The organism is Bradyrhizobium sp. SZCCHNS3052, assembly GCF_032484495.1.
GTDB lineage: Bacteria > Pseudomonadota > Alphaproteobacteria > Rhizobiales > Xanthobacteraceae > Bradyrhizobium.
This window is the reverse complement of the sequence record NZ_JAUETB010000004.1, coordinates 603,445-619,889: the sequence shown is the minus strand read 5'-3', so window position 1 is coordinate 619,889 and position 16,445 is coordinate 603,445. Positions and strand designations below refer to the sequence as shown.

General features: G+C 67.4%; 15 protein-coding genes and 1 tRNA gene. 9 read left to right on the top strand and 7 right to left on the bottom strand.

What is annotated here, in order from left to right:
• Window positions 1-31: 31 nt before the first annotated feature.
• The 3 genes from QX073_RS17700 to QX073_RS17690 all read right to left on the bottom strand — a co-directional run bounded on the left by QX073_RS17700 (window position 32) and on the right by QX073_RS17690 (window position 3,178).
• Window positions 32-2,137: a tetratricopeptide repeat protein gene (locus tag QX073_RS17700; RefSeq protein WP_316226100.1), complete on the bottom strand. Its 2,106-nt coding sequence runs from the start codon at window positions 2,135-2,137 to the stop codon at window positions 32-34.
• 81 nt (window positions 2,138-2,218) lie between these two features.
• Complete coding sequence (locus QX073_RS17695; RefSeq protein ID WP_315715264.1) at window positions 2,219-2,911, bottom strand: flavin reductase family protein; 693 nt, start codon at window positions 2,909-2,911, stop codon at window positions 2,219-2,221.
• A gap of 190 nt (window positions 2,912-3,101) precedes the next feature.
• Window positions 3,102-3,178, bottom strand: a tRNA-Arg gene (locus QX073_RS17690).
• A gap of 394 nt (window positions 3,179-3,572) precedes the next feature.
• Here QX073_RS17690 and QX073_RS17685 point away from each other — a divergent pair.
• From QX073_RS17685 to QX073_RS17675, 3 genes are read left to right on the top strand one after another with little or no spacing between them, the layout of a single operon-like run.
• On the top strand, window positions 3,573-4,496 hold the full coding sequence (locus tag QX073_RS17685) for a fused MFS/spermidine synthase (RefSeq protein ID WP_315715263.1): 924 nt from the start codon (window positions 3,573-3,575) through the stop codon (window positions 4,494-4,496).
• Entirely contained in the window at window positions 4,493-5,110 is a 618-nt protein-coding gene (locus QX073_RS17680; protein ID WP_315715262.1) for a fused MFS/spermidine synthase, read from the top strand. The genes QX073_RS17685 and QX073_RS17680 overlap by 4 nt, the downstream gene beginning before the upstream one ends.
• Window positions 5,111-5,135: 25 nt before the next feature.
• A complete protein-coding gene (locus tag QX073_RS17675) occupies window positions 5,136-6,080 on the top strand; it encodes a M28 family peptidase (RefSeq protein ID WP_315752285.1) in 945 nt (314 codons plus the stop codon).
• A 51-nt stretch (window positions 6,081-6,131) separates the two neighbouring features.
• On the opposite strand, the gene QX073_RS17670 is transcribed toward QX073_RS17675, so the two are convergent.
• Window positions 6,132-8,234 (bottom strand): NAD(P)/FAD-dependent oxidoreductase, encoded by a 2,103-nt coding sequence (locus QX073_RS17670; protein ID WP_316226099.1) that lies wholly within the window; start codon window positions 8,232-8,234, stop codon window positions 6,132-6,134.
• Between the two features lie 370 nt (window positions 8,235-8,604).
• Here QX073_RS17670 and QX073_RS17665 point away from each other — a divergent pair, with 370 nt between their 5' ends.
• The 3 genes from QX073_RS17665 to QX073_RS17655 all read left to right on the top strand — a co-directional run bounded on the left by QX073_RS17665 (window position 8,605) and on the right by QX073_RS17655 (window position 10,292).
• Entirely contained in the window at window positions 8,605-9,306 is a 702-nt protein-coding gene (locus QX073_RS17665) for a hypothetical protein (protein ID WP_410051881.1), read from the top strand.
• A gap of 100 nt (window positions 9,307-9,406) precedes the next feature.
• A complete protein-coding gene (locus QX073_RS17660; protein WP_315752288.1) occupies window positions 9,407-9,991 on the top strand; it encodes a YidB family protein in 585 nt (194 codons plus the stop codon).
• Between the two features lie 34 nt (window positions 9,992-10,025).
• Entirely contained in the window at window positions 10,026-10,292 is a 267-nt protein-coding gene (locus QX073_RS17655) for a GlsB/YeaQ/YmgE family stress response membrane protein (protein WP_315715257.1), read from the top strand.
• 54 nt (window positions 10,293-10,346) lie between these two features.
• On the opposite strand, the gene QX073_RS17650 is transcribed toward QX073_RS17655, so the two are convergent.
• Window positions 10,347-11,126, bottom strand: a complete 780-nt coding sequence (locus QX073_RS17650) for an SDR family oxidoreductase (protein ID WP_315715256.1) — start codon at window positions 11,124-11,126, stop codon at window positions 10,347-10,349.
• A 233-nt stretch (window positions 11,127-11,359) separates the two neighbouring features.
• Here QX073_RS17650 and QX073_RS17645 point away from each other — a divergent pair, with 233 nt between their 5' ends.
• The 3 genes from QX073_RS17645 to QX073_RS17635 all read left to right on the top strand — a co-directional run bounded on the left by QX073_RS17645 (window position 11,360) and on the right by QX073_RS17635 (window position 14,562).
• Window positions 11,360-12,424, top strand: a complete 1,065-nt coding sequence (locus QX073_RS17645; protein ID WP_315715255.1) for an acyl-CoA dehydrogenase family protein — start codon at window positions 11,360-11,362, stop codon at window positions 12,422-12,424.
• Between the two features lie 19 nt (window positions 12,425-12,443).
• Window positions 12,444-13,601, top strand: coding sequence for an acyl-CoA dehydrogenase family protein (locus QX073_RS17640; RefSeq protein WP_315752289.1), 1,158 nt, complete (start codon window positions 12,444-12,446; stop codon window positions 13,599-13,601).
• A gap of 154 nt (window positions 13,602-13,755) precedes the next feature.
• Entirely contained in the window at window positions 13,756-14,562 is an 807-nt protein-coding gene (locus QX073_RS17635; RefSeq protein ID WP_315752290.1) for an enoyl-CoA hydratase/isomerase family protein, read from the top strand.
• Between the two features lie 110 nt (window positions 14,563-14,672).
• Here QX073_RS17635 and QX073_RS17630 read toward each other — a convergent pair whose 3' ends face one another.
• Together QX073_RS17630 and QX073_RS17625 are read right to left on the bottom strand one after the other, a co-directional pair.
• Window positions 14,673-15,446, bottom strand: coding sequence for a hypothetical protein (locus QX073_RS17630; RefSeq protein WP_316226098.1), 774 nt, complete (start codon window positions 15,444-15,446; stop codon window positions 14,673-14,675).
• Window positions 15,447-15,572: 126 nt separating this feature from the next.
• The gene (locus tag QX073_RS17625; protein WP_315752292.1) at window positions 15,573-16,367 is read right to left on the bottom strand and encodes an enoyl-CoA hydratase; all 795 of its coding nucleotides are present in this window, start codon (window positions 16,365-16,367) and stop codon (window positions 15,573-15,575) included.
• Between the last annotated feature and the right edge of the window lie 78 nt (window positions 16,368-16,445).

Here is a 16,445-nt window from a genome sequence, read left to right as displayed (position 1 = left end):
GCCCTGTCAGCCTTCGACATCGCTCACCGCCTCATACCAGCCCGGGCAACAACGGCCCGCGCTCACCTGCCGCCAGCCGCGCGAGCTCCCCTGCCGTCCGCGCCAGCACACCGTCCCAAGCCATGGGCTTCTCCTGCCTGAATAGCCGCATGGTCGGATACCACGGGGTGTCGGCGCGATCGCGCAACCAGCGCCAGTCGAGCGCATAGGGCAAGAGCACCCAGACCGGGCGGCCGAGCGCGCCGGCGAGATGCGCCACCGACGTGTCGACGGAGATGACGAGATCGAGCGCGGCAACGGCGGCCGCGGTCTCGGCGAAGTCGCTCAGCAACGGCGCGAGATCGATGACGTCGGTGCCAAGCTCGGCGAGCCCTAGCGCATCGTCCGGCCGCGGCTCCTTCTGCAAAGAATAGAGCTGCACGCCCGGCATCACCAGCCGCGGCAGCACCGCCTGCGCGGTGAGCGAGCGCTGGCGGTCGCCCTTGTGCCTGGGATTGCCGGCCCAGACGACGCCGACTTTCAACGACGGAGCGCGCCCGAGCACGTTGCGCCACGCGGCCATCTTGATCGGATCGGCCGCGAGATAAGGCACCTCGGCCGGGATCGTCTCCAGCGTGGTGCCGAAGATGCGCGGCAGATCCATCAGCGGTGCCTGCAGATCGAATGGCGGCAGCGGCGCGCCGCGTGGCACCACGGTCACGCCCTCCAGACGGCGCAGCAGCGGCGCGATCGCCGGCTGCACCTGCAGCACGACCGGTCCCCCCATCATCCTGACGCGATCGATGTAGCGCACGAATTGCAGCGCATCGCCGATGCCATATTCGGCGAACAGCAGCAGCGTGCGTCCGTCGAGCGGCGCGCCCTGCCATTGCGGCGCGTCGAAGCGCGGCATGCCCGCGGAGAGGTCCGGACAGTCGCGGCCCCAGCGATGCTCCGCAAAGCCGTTCACGAGGTCGCCGCACATCAGCAGGAAATGCGCGTGATTGTAGCGGGCGAGCGCATTGTCGGGCGCCAGCGCGATCGCACGATGCGAGGCGGCCAGCGCCGCGTCGATGTCGCCCGCGTTGCGCAGCGCCACCGCGAGGTTGGCGTGACCCTTGGCGTAACCGGGATCGGAGGCGACGGCGCGGCGATGCGCCGCGACGGCCTCGATGGTCTCGCCGCGCATCTCATGGATGATGCCCAGATTGGTATGCGCCGGGGCGTGATCGGGCTGCAGCGCCAGCGCGTGCTCGCAGGCGGCAATCGCCGCATCGAGCTGGCCCGTCCCGCACAGGCAGGCCGCGAGATTGCTGAGCACGACCACATCGGTGGGATCGAGCACGGCGGCGCGCCGATAGGCCTCGACGGCCTCGGCCGGGCGGTCGGCCTCATGCAGCGCGTGCCCGAGCAATCGCGCGGCATTGGCATCGCCGGGCGCGAGATCGCAGGCCTGACGATACTGTACCGCGGCCTCGGCAAAGGCGCGCTGCTTGTAGAGCACATCGCCCAGGCTGAGATGCAGGCCGGCATCGGCCGGCTGCGCCGCCAGCGCATGCAGATAGGCCGGCACGGCCTCGTCATATCTGGCCTGGTCGGCGAGCACATGCGCCAGCGCCCGGCATGCACCGGGATAGGAGGGCTCGCGCTCGAGCAACGCGCGATAGGCTGCTTCCGCCTCGGCAAGCCGCCCCTGCCGGTTGAAGGCGAGCGCGAGATTCCAGCGCGCGTGCAACAGCGCCGGATCGAGCGCCAGCGCGTGGCGATAGGCGGCCTCGGCCTCGGCGAAGCGCGACAGCTCGAGCAGCGCGCTGCCGAGCCTGCTGTGAATCGCCGCATCGAGCGGCCGCAAAGCCGCTGCGCGCGCGAACGCATCGGCGGCGCCCTTGCGCTCGCCTTTCACGGCGAGCGCATCGCCGAGCGTGACATAGGCCGGCGCATGGTGGGGATCGCGGGCGAAGACGCGCCCGAGCAGCTCCGCACCCTCCGCCATGCCGCCGTCGGCGAAGGCGAGGATCGCGGACAGATGCAACGCCGGCAGATGATCCGGCACCGCTTGGAGGATGTCGCTGCACAGCGCCTTGGCCGGACCGGCGCGCCCCGCATTGTAATGATCAGCCGCCTCGATCAGCAGCCGGTCGACAGCCACAGCCCCCATGATGTCCCCACCTCTCGCACTCGAATGCAAGCTTCAACGTGCGGCCGGGCGATTCCAGGCGAGACTCCAGGCCGAGCCGGCTCAGCCTGCCGCCACCTCCATTCGCATGGCCGCCTCGCGGGCGCGCTCGACGTCGGGCGTGCGATAGGCCGCCTCCGGAATGGTGCCCAGCCGCGACTCGTGAAGGCGCGCGCCCAGGCCATAGAACTGCTGGAAGCTCATGATCAGCGGCCGCCATTTGTCCGGGTCGATGCGGTCACGCGTACCGTCCATCAGGATGGCCTCATCGACATGGACCCGCTGCACCCGCACCTCGAAGCACTGGATGTGCCCCTTCAGGATCGCGTCGTCGTCGGCGATGCCATGCACCGACTCGATGCGGGCTTCGAGCTGCACCGCGCATTCCGCGACGCGCGGAGCCGCAACGGTTTCCGACGCCGTTGCGGTCAACCCGGCGGCGGCGAACTTGTCGGACACGTGGCGGTAGCCCTTGCGCTGCTTCATCGCCGGCACCGGGTCCGATCCCGTGGTCAGCGCCAGGCGATCGACGGCGGCGACGAGATCGACCGACGGCAGGTTCAGCACGCACTCGCCGGTGCGGCGCATGTTCTGCGGCGTCTTCGATCCGGCGGCGAGGCCCAGCATGCAGCGCCAGCCGAGCCAGAATGCCGACGACATCGGCGCGAGATTGAAGCCGCCATCCTCGTTGACGGTGCTGATGAGGACGACCGGCGTCCCGAAATAGAGGATGCCCGGCTCGATAGTCGTATGCATGGAAAGCTCTCCAGGGTGATGCATCTCGGCGGCGATTGCGCGCGCCGCGCGGACGGGGCTCAGGCCGCCGTCTCACCCGAAGAAGTTCCTCGATGGCAGCGAAGCGCTCCACCCGATTCCCGAACGGGCCGGATCAGGCGCGCCCTGGGTTTGATCTGGAGATTGTCTGCGCGTGCAAGGCTGCGGCAGATGGCGATCCCGGCATGACTCGAACATGCGACCTACGGTTTAGGAAACCGCCGCTCTATCCAGCTGAGCTACGGGACCGGAGCCTGCACCGAAGTGCACCTGCTTCGCCGCCTCCATAGCAGACCCGGCCACCGACCGGAAGCCTCTCCGGTCGGAGCCTGGACCGGGCGGCCGACCGGGGCACAACGATGTTCGGGTCCCCTGAGGGGACGGCGACGGGAACGCAGCCGCGCGATCCCGGTTAGAGCGGGGCCGCTCATGCCCGATCACACCCCCGTTTGGGAGGGGCGGTTTGACTATCCGGACGGCAGCCGATGGTCTAAGAGAACGGCGCCAATCCGGAACCCGGCCTCGGGATTGCCGTATTGGTCGTGCCTGAGCGCATCTCGTGGCCGGGCCAGGCGCCCGGCGCCACGAGATCCGCTTGATTCAGCGCGCCTGCCCATTTCAGCCGAGGGACACAGACAAGTCGATGCTCATCCGGTCGGTCATTTCAGGCGTGTTCGCAAGCTTCCTCTCCATCGCCGCCGCAAGCGCGCAGGACACCCGCCACCTGCTGGAGTCGAAGGAGTCGCTCTACAACAACATCTATGTCTATGAGCAGGCGCCCTACCGCAGCATGACGTTCGGTCACAACCGGCGCATCTATACCGAGAGCGTCTACAACACCCAGGACGAGCTCGATCTGCCGGTCGACTATACCCGCTTCATGACCGCGAGCGTCATGTACGCAAAGAATGTCGGCTCGGTCCTGGAGATCGGCTTCGGTGGCGGCCGCACCGCCTGGTACCTGCACCGCTTCCTGCCCAAGGTGCAGGTGACCTCGGTCGAGCTCGATCCGACCGTGCTGGAGCTCGCCAAGAAGTATTTCGGCATCAAGGAGGAGCCGAACTTCCACGTCGCCAACCGCGACGGCCGGCTGTTCGTGCAGGAATCCAAGGAGCGCTACGACATCATCCTGATCGACGCCTATCGCGGACCGTTCGTGCCGTTCCACCTGCTGACCAAGGAATTCTACCAGCTCGTCAAGGAGCATCTCGCCGAGGGCGGCGTGGTGGCGCAGAACGTCGAGCCGTCGACCATGCTGTTCGACGCCGCGGTCAAGACCATCCACAGCGTGTTCCCGCAGGTCGACTTCTACGAGGCCGGCGGCAACATCGTGATGGTCGCCTATCCCGGCGACGAGCGAAAGCCCGAGGATCTCGCCGCCATCGCGCAGGAGCGCGACAAGGAATTCGGCTTCCGCTACAAGCTCGCCGACATGCTGGCGCAGCGCAAGCGCATCGACATCGATAACGGCCAGGTGATCGACGCCAAGGCCAAGGTGCTGACCGACGACTTCGCGCCGGTCGAGGCGCTGAAGAGCATCGAGCGCCACAACAAGAAGCTGCCATGAGCGCGCCGGTGTCCCGCGCCGGCATGCTGGCGATCTATCTCTGTTCGTTCCTGGTCGGCTGCGTGCTGATGGGCTTCGAGATGCTCGGCAGCCGCTACCTCAACCCGTATTTCGGCAGCGGCATCGGCGCCTGGGCCAGCCTGATCTCGACCGTGCTGTGCGCGCTCGCGATCGGCTATTTCGCCGGCAGCGCCATCGTCGATCGGCAGCCGACGACGCGCACCATCGGCACCATGATCCTGATCGCCGCCGCCTACATGGCGCTGGTTCCGGCGACCGCCGACACCGTCATGGCCGACATCCTCGACAGCATCGGCGACGGACCGATGGCGACGCTGATGGCCTCGACCGCGCTGCTGCTGGTGCCGCTGACCCTGCTCGGCACCTTCTCGCCGATCGCCGTCAGCCTGTTGACGCGCTCGGCCGGCGAGGCCGGCCGTGTCGCCGGATTGGTCTATGGCGTCTCGACCATCGGCAACGTCGTCGGCACGCTCGTCACGACGTTCGCGCTGATTCCGACGATCGGCTCGCGCGCGATCACCTATTATTTCGCCGTGGCGCTGGCTGGCTGCGCCGGCATCCTGTTCATTCCCTTCGGCAAGAAGACGTCCTGATTTTCATCATTGAAGAGCTTTGCGGATGACTGAGTTCTGGCCTCGCCTCGCCGCCACCGCGACAGCGGCCGTATTGCTGCTGATATCGCCGACCGCCTACGCCGCGGACGCGCAGATCGAATTGTGGGACGGTCAGCGCGCAATGGCTGTCATCGCCGATCTGCTGCGGTTCACGCCGCGATCGATGGGCGAGCCGGGACATCAGAAAACGATCGACTACATCAAGGCAGCGATGGCCAAGAGCGCGGCGGACGCCGTGCTCACGCAGAGCTTCACCGCCAAGGGCGATGACGGCAAGGCGATCCCGCTGACCAACATCATCGCCCGCTTCCAGGTGCAGAACCCGCGGCGCGTCATCGTCGCCACCCATTACGACAGCATCATCAAGGCCTATCGCGATCCCAAATCGCCGGACGCACCGATGCCGGGCGCCAACAACTCCGCCTCGGCGGTGGCGCTGCTGCTCGAGACCGCACGCGTGCTGTCGCTGTCGCCGAAGCCCGACGTCGGCATCGACATGATCTTCTTCGACGGCGAGGAGGGGCCGAAATCGCTCGGCGCCGGCGATCCGACCTGGCGCCCGCTGGGCTCGCCGCATTTCGCGGCCAACCTGAAGACCTATTATCCGACGCACAAGCCGGAGAAGGCAGTCGATTTCGACATGGTCTGCGACAAGGATCTCAAGCTGCAGCCGGAGCCGTCGTCGCTGGCCTCGGCGTTGCCCGAGGTCAAGAGGTTCTGGAGCATCGGCAGCCGTATCGCGCCATCGGCGTTCTCGCCGGAGCCCACGGCGTATCCGATCAGCGACGACCACACGGCGCTGCAGCAGGCCGGCATTCCGAGCTTCCTCGTCATCGACTTCGACTACGAGCCCTATTTCAACACCACGCAGGATACGATCGAGCAGTGCTCGGCGCAGAGCCTGGAGACCGTCGGCCGCACCCTGCTGCGCTACCTCTATACGCCTTGATACGCCCGAGCTGCGGCAGGCGCCGCGCTCAGGCCGCCCGCGGCCGCGCCGTCACCGCGTCCGACGCGACTGCCGATGCGCGCCCAGCAGACCCGGCACCAGCGCCTCGGCCGCCTCCGCGCCCGAGATCACCACGGCCTCGACGCCCGCTCCGGCATTGCCGCCGCCGGCGATGACGAGATTGCGCACCGGCGCCTTGGCGCCCTTCAGCCGTCCCGACTGCGCCACGCCATAGATCGCGCCGGCGCTGGCGAGATCATAGCGTGCATAGGTCACCGGGCTGGCGTCGGTCCGATAGACGATATGCCTGGACAAGTCGGGAATGACGGTCGCGGCAGCAGCAACCATGGCATCGCCGAGCTGCTGCTTGCCGGCCTCGTAGTCCGGCGAGCGCCGCCACGCCTTCCAGTCGTCGCCGCCCTCGCCCGGAAACCAGCGCGTGGCCTGATCGTGCGGCACGAGGGTGATGATCGTCATCGTGGCATGGCCTTCGGGCGCCGCCGACGGGTCGAGCTTGGACATCACGGCAAGGCCGATTCCCATCGGCGTATCGAGATGCGTGGCGGGCGCGATGTCGGGCACGATGTCGAGGCCGAGATGCACCGAGAAGCACGACGTCGCCGGCGCGAGGGTGCGGGCACGCTCGCGAAAACCGGCGGGCAGATCGTCGGGACTCAGAAGCTCGGTGAAGGTACGGCCGAGATCGGCATTCGAGACCACCGCCTGCGCGCGAACCGTGCGGCCGTTGCCGAGCACGACGCCAACGGCGCGGCCCTCCTCGACCAGGATGCGCGTGACCCTGGATTTCAGATGCACCTCGCCCCCCCTGGCGGTGACCGCCTCGGCGAGCACGTCCGCGAGGCGGCCGGAGCCGCCGACCGGATAGAAGCCGCCCTTGAAATAGTAGCCGAAGATCGGGACCATCTGGGCGCAGCTCAGCGTCTCGCTGCCGTCGCCGAGATAGCCCGACAGCGCATTGAGATAGGCGATGAGTTCGGGATCGGAGACATGGGCGGCGACGAGCTCGTCGAACGGCCGGTTCATCCACCTGAACGCCTGCGGATGCTTGCGCGGGAAGGCCAGCATCTCCTCCAATGTGGCGGGCATGCCGGGAATGCCGCTGCGACCCTGCCCCGTCGCGTACATGCTTTCGAAAATGGCATGGATGGTGTCGAACAGCCGGGTGAGCCCGTCCGCGCTGGCGGGAAACATCTCGCAGAGCAGTCGGACATAAGCACGCCAGTCCGCTGGCACGTCGATGCGGCGGCCGGCGAGACGGTAGGAGTGGGTGACCCGCCGCCACTGGATGCGGTCGGCGACGCCGAGCCGGCGCAGCACGCTGTCGACAGGCCCGCCCGGCCAGACGCCGGAGAAATCGTGCGGCCCTGCATCGAAGCGATACAGCACCGGCTTGTTGTCGTGGTGAGCCTTGCGAAGATAAGTGTGGCAGAAGCCGCCCGGCACCACGTGGTGATCGAACACCTTCACCTTCAACCCGGACTCCGCGAGCAGGGCGGCGGCCGTCAGCCCGCCGATTCCGGCGCCGATCACCGCGACGTCGCAGTCGACGCCGGCCGCGGGGGTGAAGCCCGGTGCCGGCCAATGGCACTCCTCGCGCACGGCCCGCATGCGCAGCAAGGCCTGGCGAATTGCGAAGCGCGGGCCGAAGATCGAGATCAGCGCGCCGCCGACGACGATCATCGTCGCGATCCAGGAGGCGACGCCGGCCCAGCGGCACAGGCCGAGGACCAGGAACAGGACGCCCCAGAGCCCGGTCATCATCATGTTGATCAGGTGGAATTGGGGCGTCGAGGCGCTGTCGGCATAGGCCGAGCGGGAATAGTCCGCGGTCCAGGGACGGCCGACGGCGAGCGAAGCGAAGCTGATGAGGCCGAGCCCTGCGAAGGACAGCCACAGCGCGTTGCCGGCCGTCCAATTCGGCGCGACGTCGTTGGCGATCGCCAGCACGACGAAAAGGGCGAGGCTTCCGAGCTCCAGCAGCGCGAGCTCGCTCCGGGAGGCTCGCCAGACGTTGGCGGCGAGCGCCAGGGCCAGCGCGGACCACACCGCCCATGCCGGCTGATGCCAGGCCAGCAGGGTCCAGAACGCGACGAACGGCAACAGCGCCAGCTTGACCGTGAGGAACACTTTCATCGCAGCCTCTCCTCCGCACTTGGCGGCACAGCTCATCTTTCCATTGTCAAGATATTCATAGGAGCGCTTGCCCGGTCTCGTCAACACCAATCTTTCCAACGTCAAGATTAGTTTCGTCAACTACGGCGGGATGAAAATGGTGGAAAAATGCTGCGTATCGTTCCGGCGCCACAGCAAGGCGCGATTCACGAACGGCGCTGCCGTCATTGCCGGCCCGACTGTGGCAACGAGATCACGGAACCACGGCAGATAAAGAAGAAAGTCTCAATTTACGCAGCATTGGAGTCACACCCCGCCGCAAAATGGCGACAATCTCCCGTCATCTGAGGCGGGGAGCCGCTGAGGATTACCGTTCGTGTACCCACCCCGCCTGCCAGTACTGGTCTTTGCAGCGATCACCTGCCTGCCCGCCGTGCAACCTCAACGCGCGCATGCGGAATGGTGGAGCCGCTCCCCGACGGATTTCGAGGAGTGTGCCGACGCCGCCGAGAAATCCGCCTCCAAGGAGGAGAAGACGGCGGCGCTGGCGCAATGCAACGCGAAATTTGCCGGGAGACGGAAGCCGGGCGGCGGCTACGTCTATTACGACTTCATGCAGGATCGCAGCTTCGACATCGCCGGCCCCAATCCCACGGCCGAAGAGCAGAAGTTCATCGACCAGCAGTATACGCAATACCTCGAGCGCCAGCGCCACGCCAACATGAGCTCGGCGATGATGTCGCGGCCGCAAACGCAGGACCTCCAGCCCTCGCTCCGGGACATGACGGCGCGGGCCGCGATCGAGCCGCCGAAGCCGGCCATGCCGGCCCCGCCGCCGCAACGGCCGAACAAGCCCCCGGCCGCGACCGCGCAGGGCGGATTGCCACCGCCGGCGTCGAACGTGGAGGCACGCGCCCGCATCAAGGCAGCGCAATGCGCCAAGGACGGCTGGCGCCGCGATTCGTTCTCGTGCAACTTTCCGGTCCTGTCGGAGAAGCTCGACGAGCTGAAGCGGATGTTCACCGGCCCGAGCCAGGCCGCAGCCGCACCGCCCGGAGCCAAGGCGCCGAAACGGGCCGAAGCCCGGAACTGAGCCGCGCGCGACACGTTCCCCTGTGCGACGAATCTGACCGCGGCTTGTAACGCCGCGTGCAAGCCCATAGGTTTGTCGGCGCGGGGCGCAGGAGCAGGTCATGGGTCTACTCGATATCCTCAACGGCATGCAGAACGGCCCGAGCGGGCCGAGTCATCCGACCACGCAGAAGAACGGCGGCATGTCGCCGATGACGATGGCGATCCTCGCTTTGCTGGCGTGGAAAGCGGTGAAGCATTTCTCGCAGAATGGACAGCAGCCGAACGCGGCGCCTGCGCCAGTCCCGCCGCCCCAGCCGACCGGGAATCAAGGCGGACCGCTCGGCGGTGCGCTTGGTGGCGGCCTCGGCAACATCATCGCCGGCGGCCTGGGCGGCCTGCTTGCGGGCGGCGCGGCCGGCAGCGTGTTGTCGGGCGGGCTCGGCGATCTCCTGCGCCAGTTCCAGGACAAAGGCCATGGCGACACCGCGAACTCCTGGGTCTCCCCCGGCGAGAACAAGCCGATCTCGCCCGGCGATCTCGCCAATGCGCTCGGCGCCGATCAGATCGATCAGCTCACCGCGCAGAGCGGGCTGTCGCGCGACGAGCTGTTGAACGGGCTGAGCCAGTACCTGCCGAAAGTGATCGATCAGCTCACGCCGGACGGTCGGCTGCCGACCGAGCATGAGTTGGCGGGCCGGATCTGACGCTCCGCGATCGTTGACGGGAAGGACGAGACTCATGCTGCACATTCTGATCGTCGGGCTGGTCGCCGGCTTCCTGGCGCGGCTTCTATCGCCGGGTCCCAACAATCCCTCCGGCTTCATCCTGACCATCGTGCTCGGAATCGTCGGCGCGTTCATCGCCACCGCCATCGGGCAGGCCATCGGCCATTACAGCCCCGACCAGGGCGCGGGCTACGTGACCGCAACCCTCGGCGCGATCGTGGTGCTGTTCATCTGGAACAGGCTGGTCGCGAGCGGCACGATCCGCGATTTCAATCGGTAACGGCCTCGCGCCACTCATCGCGAGCGACCACAGCGGCCGCTCGCCATGACGATTTCACCCCAACAGATGCATCCCCGCATCCATGCGCACGACCTCGCCGGTCATGTGGCCTGACGCCGGGCTCGCCAGGAACGCCACGAGCTGCGCGATGTCCTCAGCGGATGAAGCCGCGCGCAACGGCACCCGCGCGACCACCGCATCGCGCACCTGCTTGGCACCGGCCTCGCCGCGGCCCTTGGTGAACCAGGGCGTATCGATGTAGCCGGGGCAGACGGTGTTGACGCGGATCGCAGGCGCCAGGGCGCGCGCCAGCGATAGCGTCATCGTGTTCAGCGCGCCCTTGCTGGCGGCGTAGGCGACCGACGAGCCGATGCCGCTGATGCCGGCTACCGACGAGACGTTGACGACCGCGGACGCACGCGCCGTCGCCTTGGCCGCCGCTTCCAGCAGCGGCCGCGCGGCGCGCACCATCTGGAAGGGGCCGATGGTGTTGACTGCGAAGATGCGCTGGAAATCCTCCGCCGAAAGGCCATCGAGCTGATCGTGCGGCACGTGCTTGGTGGTGCCGGCATTGTTGACGAGGGCATCCAGCCGGCCCCAAGCCGCAGCGGCGGCGACGATCTTGCGGCAATCCTCATCGCGCGACACGTCGCCTTGAATGACGACGACCTCGACTCCTTCCTTGCGGCAGAGATCAGCGGTCTGCTCGGCTTCACTCTTGCTGTTCGAATAGTTCACGACGATGCGCATGCCGGCCTTCGCCAGCAGCAACGCGGTCGCGGCTCCGAGGCCGGACGCCGACCCCGTCACGACCGCGCACAGACCTTCAGCCATTCCGCACCTCCCTGTTTGCCTTGCTTCTTCTTAGCCAACATCGCTGCATCTGCAAAATCGGCACAATCTCCGCAGCGCGGAAATCGCTCGCCTCCATGCGGCGAGCGGACGGGGCCCTGCAGCGGGCTACGCTTGTCAGGGCCGTCGCTTGCGCTCATCATGCCGGCAAAACATCGCCGGCGCGCGCAGGACATGGCGCGCCGAGACCGACGACAACGAGGGCGAGGAGCGCTGTGGCGGAAGCTGAGAACATCGTCGTTGCGACCGCGGAAAGGATCTTCGCCGATCTCGCCGACCCGCAGACGATCAACCACGACAAGGACGGCCGCTGGACGGCACCGCTGTGGCGGGCGCTGAGCGAGGCCGGCCTGACGCTCGCCTGGGTGGGCGAGGAGTTCGGCGGCGCCGGCACTGACCTCGCCGATGGCTTTGAGATCATCAATGCCGCCGGCCGTTTTGCGATTGCGGTGCCGCTGGCCGAGACGCTGCTCGCGGGCTGGCTGCTGCAACAAGGCGGCATTGCCTCCCCCGACGGCGCCATGACGATCGCGCCGGCTCATCCGAGAGACCGGATCACGCTCGACACTGACGGCACCTTGTCCGGCCGTGCCCGCGGCGTGCCGTTCGCAAGGACGGCGCAGCACGTTGCCGTGCTCGCCGAGGGCGGAGACGGCGTGTCGATCGCGCTGGTCGAGACCGCGCGGCTGCGCATCGACGCGGGCCTCAACCTCGCCAACGATCCCAGCGACACGGTGACGTTCGACAAGATCATGCCGCTGGCATGCCGGCCGGCACCGGCCGGCTTCGACGCCACCACCTTGATGCTGATGGGCGGCGTCGCCCGCGGACTGCAGATCGCCGGCGCGCTGGATCGGCTGCTCGCGATCAGCGTCAACTATGCGGGTGAGCGCGTCGCCTTCGAGAAGCCGATCGGCAAATTCCAGGCGGTGCAGCACAACCTGGCACGGCTGGCCGGTGAGAGCGCCGCCGCGAGCGCGGCCGCGACATCCGCCGCGGATGCGATCGCGCGGGCCGCCGCATTCGACGAGGCGGTGTTTCTCGAAGCCGCCGCGGCCAAGATCCGCTGCGCCGAGGCCGCCGAGAAGGGCGCGGCGATCGCGCATCAGGTCCACGGAGCCATCGGCTTCACCACCGAGCACATCCTGCACCGCTTCTCGCTGCGCGCGCTCGCCTGGCGCGACGATTTCGGCTCCGAGAGTCATTGGGCCGTCGAGCTCGGCAAGCGCGTCGCTGCGCGCGGCGCCGATGAGCTGTGGCCGCTGGTCGCCTCGCGCTGACCACGAAGAGGATTGTTGCATGAGCGCACTTCGTTTCGATCCGATCCGGCTGCCGAGGGAATGCGAGGAGCTGCGCAAGGAGGTGCGCGCCTTCCTCGCTGATGAGATCGCGGCCGGCACCTTCAACCCGTACCAGCCCAAGCGCGAGGACGCCGACGCGCGCGAGTTTGCAGCCCGCGTCGGCGCGCGCGGCTGGATCGGCATGACCTGGCCGAAGCAATATGGCGGCCACGAGCGCTCGTTCCTGGAGCGCTACGTCGTGACCGAGGAAATGCGCGTCGCCAACGCGCCGGTCAGGCGCTTCTTCGTCGCCGACCGGCAGAGCGGGCCGATCCTGCTGCGCTACGCGCCCGAGCATATCAAGATGGACATCCTGCCGCGCATCTGCCGCGGCGAGCTGTGCTTCGCGATCGGCATGAGCGAGCCGAACTCGGGCTCCGACCTGTTCGCCGCCAAGACACGCGCGACGAAGACCGAGGGCGGCTGGCTGATCAACGGCTCGAAGATCTGGACCACGTCGGCGCACATGGCCGACTACATGATCGCGATCTTCCGCACCTCGCCGTCGACCAAGGAGAACAGGCGTCATGGCTTGACGCAGTTCCTGGTGAACATGAAAACGCCCGGCATCAAAGTGAACCCGATTGGGCAGATCACCGGGCAGAAGGAGTTCAACGAGGTCGTCTTCACCGACGCCTTCGTGCCGGACGATCATCAGCTCGGCGAGATCGACGGCGCCTGGAAGCAAGCGACCTCCGAGCTCGCCTATGAGCGCTCGGGACCGGAGCGCTTCCTCGAAACCTATTACGTGCTGACCGAGCTGGTGCGCGCGGTCGGTCCCAACCCCGACACGCGCAGCGCGGAGGGCATCGGCCGGCTGGTGGCTCAGCTGCACACGATGCGGCGGATGTCGGTGTCGGTCGCCGGCATGCTGCAGGCCGGCAAGGAGCCGGTGGTCGAGGCCTCGATCGTCAAGGACGTCGGCACGATCTGGGAGCAGCAGCTGCCGCACCGCGTCCGCGACCTCGCCGCGTTCGTCGAGGAGAACGCAGGAAATCGCGAAACCTTGGAGAACCAGCTGACCTTTGCGATGCAGACCGCGCCGAAGCTGACGATCCAGGGCGGCACCACCGAGGTGCTGCGCGGCATCATCGCGCGCGGGCTGGGATTAAGGTGAGGGTCGACGACACGCCGCGATCGTCGCAGCCGCGCCCACGGGCAAGTAGCTCCGTCATCGCGAGCGCAGCGAAGCGATCCAGGACCGCACCAACAGTCTGGATTGCTTCGCTACGCTCGCAATGACGCTGGAGAAGCAGAATCGGAGACCCACCATGACCCACTTCCCTGACATCGGCGTCGAGATCCACGGCCATGTCGGCCTGATCGAGATTCGCCGGCCGCCGCTCAATTTCTTCGACATTGCGCTGATCAACCAGATCGCCGACGCGCTCGAAGGCTTCGACCGCGACATCGAGATCCGCGCCTCGGTGCTGGCGGCGCAGGGCAAGGCGTTCTGCGCCGGCGCCAATTTCACCGATCCGGCGCGCCAGGCGCAGGAAGCGGCCGGCGCCAAAGGCGATCCGGCCGACAGCCTCGGGGCGATCAACCATCTCTACATGCAGGCGGTGCGGATCTTCCGCTGCAAGAAACCGGTGGTCGCCGCCGTGCACGGCGCCGCAATCGGCGGCGGGCTCGGCCTCGCCGTCTCGGCCGACTTCCGCGTCACCTGTCCGGAAGCGCGCTTCTCCGCCAATTTCACCAAGCTCGGCTTCCATCCCGGCTTCGGGCTGACGGTGACGCTGCCGGAACTGGTCGGCAAGAACAACGCCGAGCTGATGTTCTACACCAGCCGCCGCGTCACCGGCGAGGAAGCGCTGAGGATGGGCCTCGCCAATGAATGCGTGCCGCAGGACCAGGTGCGGACGGCTGCGATGAAGCTCGCCGCGGAAATCGCCGAATGCTCGCCGCTCGGCCTGTTGTCGACCCGCGCCACGATGCGCGCCAATCTCGCCGACCGTGTGATGGCAGCAACCGAGCACGAGCTCGCCGAACAGACCCGGCTGCGCGCGACCGAGGATTTCAAGGAAGGCGTCAAGGCAACGGAGGAGCGGCGCTTCGCGAACTTCAGGGGGCGGTGACGAACCGCGAGCTTCGATCGACGTCATGGCCGGGCTCGTCCCGGCCATGACGTCTTGATACGAGGAAAGACGAACGTGGATGCCCGGTCAAGCTCGGGCATGCCGATCGACTATTTGGCGACCGCCCCCTGCAACGCGAAGGCAACGCCGCCAGTTGTGAAGCGACCGCCTGAAACCGCATAGCCACGGGCGCGCGCAGCGTCGGCCACACGTGCAGCATCGGCGACGCGGAACGTCAGGCCGCTCATGAGTTCGCGCTCGGCGGGTTCGACACGGATACGGGCGTTCGGCAAGTACAACTGCTCAACACCATCGCTGCCGGCCGCCGGCACCACATCGAGAATGCGCCCCCAATGTGCGGCAAGTGAAGCCGGCGCGGGGCTCTGCAGCACCACCTCGGTCAGCGCCGACGTCACGTCGCCGCGGATCGCTCGCGTCCAATCCGGCCCGGCGGGCGGATACGGGCCGAGCACATCGTCGCTGCCCTCGGTGTGATTGAGCTCGATGAAGGCGGCGCGGCAGTCGCGGGGATGCAGTTGCACCCCGTGATAGGGCGGATGATCGATGACGTTGGCGGTCCGCACACCCATCTCGTTGGCACGGGCGGCACGGCCATCGGGATCATCGCAGGCGAAGATCGCCATGTAGCCGCCGCGGCCGCCGGTCTTGTCCAGGAAGCGTCCCGCCGCGGTGTCCTCGCGGGTCGGCGCGATCACCTCGAGCAGGATCGGCCCGACCGGCAGCAGCGCATTCTCCAGCCCGTATTTGCCGACATGCGGATCGCGGTAGCAGACCTCCAGCCCCATGATCGCGGCGATGTCCGAGACCACCGGCTCGAGCCGGGGCGCGACCAGGCAGATCTGACGGAGGTGGAGGTAAGCCATCGCAGCCCTCTTTGCGGAATCCCCTGTTCACACGAGCCCGCGGCGTCATTGCGAGCGACGCGAAGCAATCCAGAGCTCAGGCCATAACCCTGGATTGCTGCGCTCGCAATGACGGAGAACGCGGAGCTATCGGCCCTGAAACACCGGCGCGCGCTTCTCGACGAACGCCCTGGCCGCCTCTCTGTGATCCTCGGTGTCGCTGCAGCGCGAGTGATGCATCGCCTCGGCGTCGAAGCAGGCCTCCAGAGCCATCGTCTCGGCATTGTTGATGTTGCGCTTGATGTAGCCGAGCGTCACGCTCGGCCCCTGCGCCAGCGACATCGCCAGCGCGCGCGTGGCCGCTTCGACCTGGGCGTCGGGCACAACCTTGGTGACCATGCCCAGGGTGAGCGCCTCCTGCGCCGTCAGGACCGGCGAGGTCAGATACAGCTCCCGCGCCTTGGCGCTGCCGAGCAGTTGGGTGAGGAAATAGGTGCCGCCGAAATCGCCCGACAGCCCGACCTTGGCGAAGGCCGTCGTGATCTTGGCCGACTCGCCGGCCACCCGCAGATCGCAGGCCAGCGCGATCGACAGGCCGGCGCCGGCGGCCGCGCCGTCGATCTGCGCCACCACCGGCTTCTGCATCTGGTGCAGCAGCCGCGACACCTCCATGCGCTCGCGCAAGGTCGTCACCTTGGTCTCGAACGAGGGCGCGGTCTTGGCTTCGGCCATCGCCTTGACGTCGCCGCCGACGCAGAACGTGCCGCCGGCGCCCTTGAGCAGCACCGCGCGCACCTCCGGATCATTGGCCGCACGATGCGCCGCCTCGACCAGGCCCTTGGTCAGGTCGCTGTTGAGCGCGTTGCGCCGCTCCGGCCGGTTCATCGTGATCGTGAGCAGGCCGGAGTCGAGGTGCTGCAGAACTGTGGTGTTGGTGGTCATGGCCGGCGCTCCTTGTTGTTTCCCGGTGTTATGTCTCCGTCATTCCAGGGCGACGCGTCAGGGTCGAACCCGGAATCC

Bases quoted from the DNA above. Each gene is read 5' to 3' on its own strand.
- QX073_RS17680 (WP_315715262.1), top strand. From the start codon at position 4,493: ATGAGCGCGCCGGTGTCCCGCGCCGGCATGCTGGCGATCTATCTCTGT.
- QX073_RS17650 (WP_315715256.1), bottom strand. From the start codon at position 11,126: ATGGCTGAAGGTCTGTGCGCGGTCGTGACGGGGTCGGCGTCCGGCCTC.
- QX073_RS17670 (WP_316226099.1), bottom strand. From the start codon at position 8,234: ATGAAAGTGTTCCTCACGGTCAAGCTGGCGCTGTTGCCGTTCGTCGCG.
- QX073_RS17685 (WP_315715263.1), top strand. From the start codon at position 3,573: ATGCTCATCCGGTCGGTCATTTCAGGCGTGTTCGCAAGCTTCCTCTCC.
- QX073_RS17695 (WP_315715264.1), bottom strand. From the start codon at position 2,911: ATGCATACGACTATCGAGCCGGGCATCCTCTATTTCGGGACGCCGGTC.
- QX073_RS17700 (WP_316226100.1), bottom strand. From the start codon at position 2,137: ATGGGGGCTGTGGCTGTCGACCGGCTGCTGATCGAGGCGGCTGATCAT.
- QX073_RS17655 (WP_315715257.1), top strand. From the start codon at position 10,026: ATGCTGCACATTCTGATCGTCGGGCTGGTCGCCGGCTTCCTGGCGCGG.
- QX073_RS17630 (WP_316226098.1), bottom strand. From the start codon at position 15,446: ATGGCTTACCTCCACCTCCGTCAGATCTGCCTGGTCGCGCCCCGGCTC.
- QX073_RS17625 (WP_315752292.1), bottom strand. From the start codon at position 16,367: ATGACCACCAACACCACAGTTCTGCAGCACCTCGACTCCGGCCTGCTC.
- QX073_RS17660 (WP_315752288.1), top strand. From the start codon at position 9,407: ATGGGTCTACTCGATATCCTCAACGGCATGCAGAACGGCCCGAGCGGG.
- QX073_RS17640 (WP_315752289.1), top strand. From the start codon at position 12,444: ATGAGCGCACTTCGTTTCGATCCGATCCGGCTGCCGAGGGAATGCGAG.
- QX073_RS17635 (WP_315752290.1), top strand. From the start codon at position 13,756: ATGACCCACTTCCCTGACATCGGCGTCGAGATCCACGGCCATGTCGGC.
- QX073_RS17675 (WP_315752285.1), top strand. From the start codon at position 5,136: ATGACTGAGTTCTGGCCTCGCCTCGCCGCCACCGCGACAGCGGCCGTA.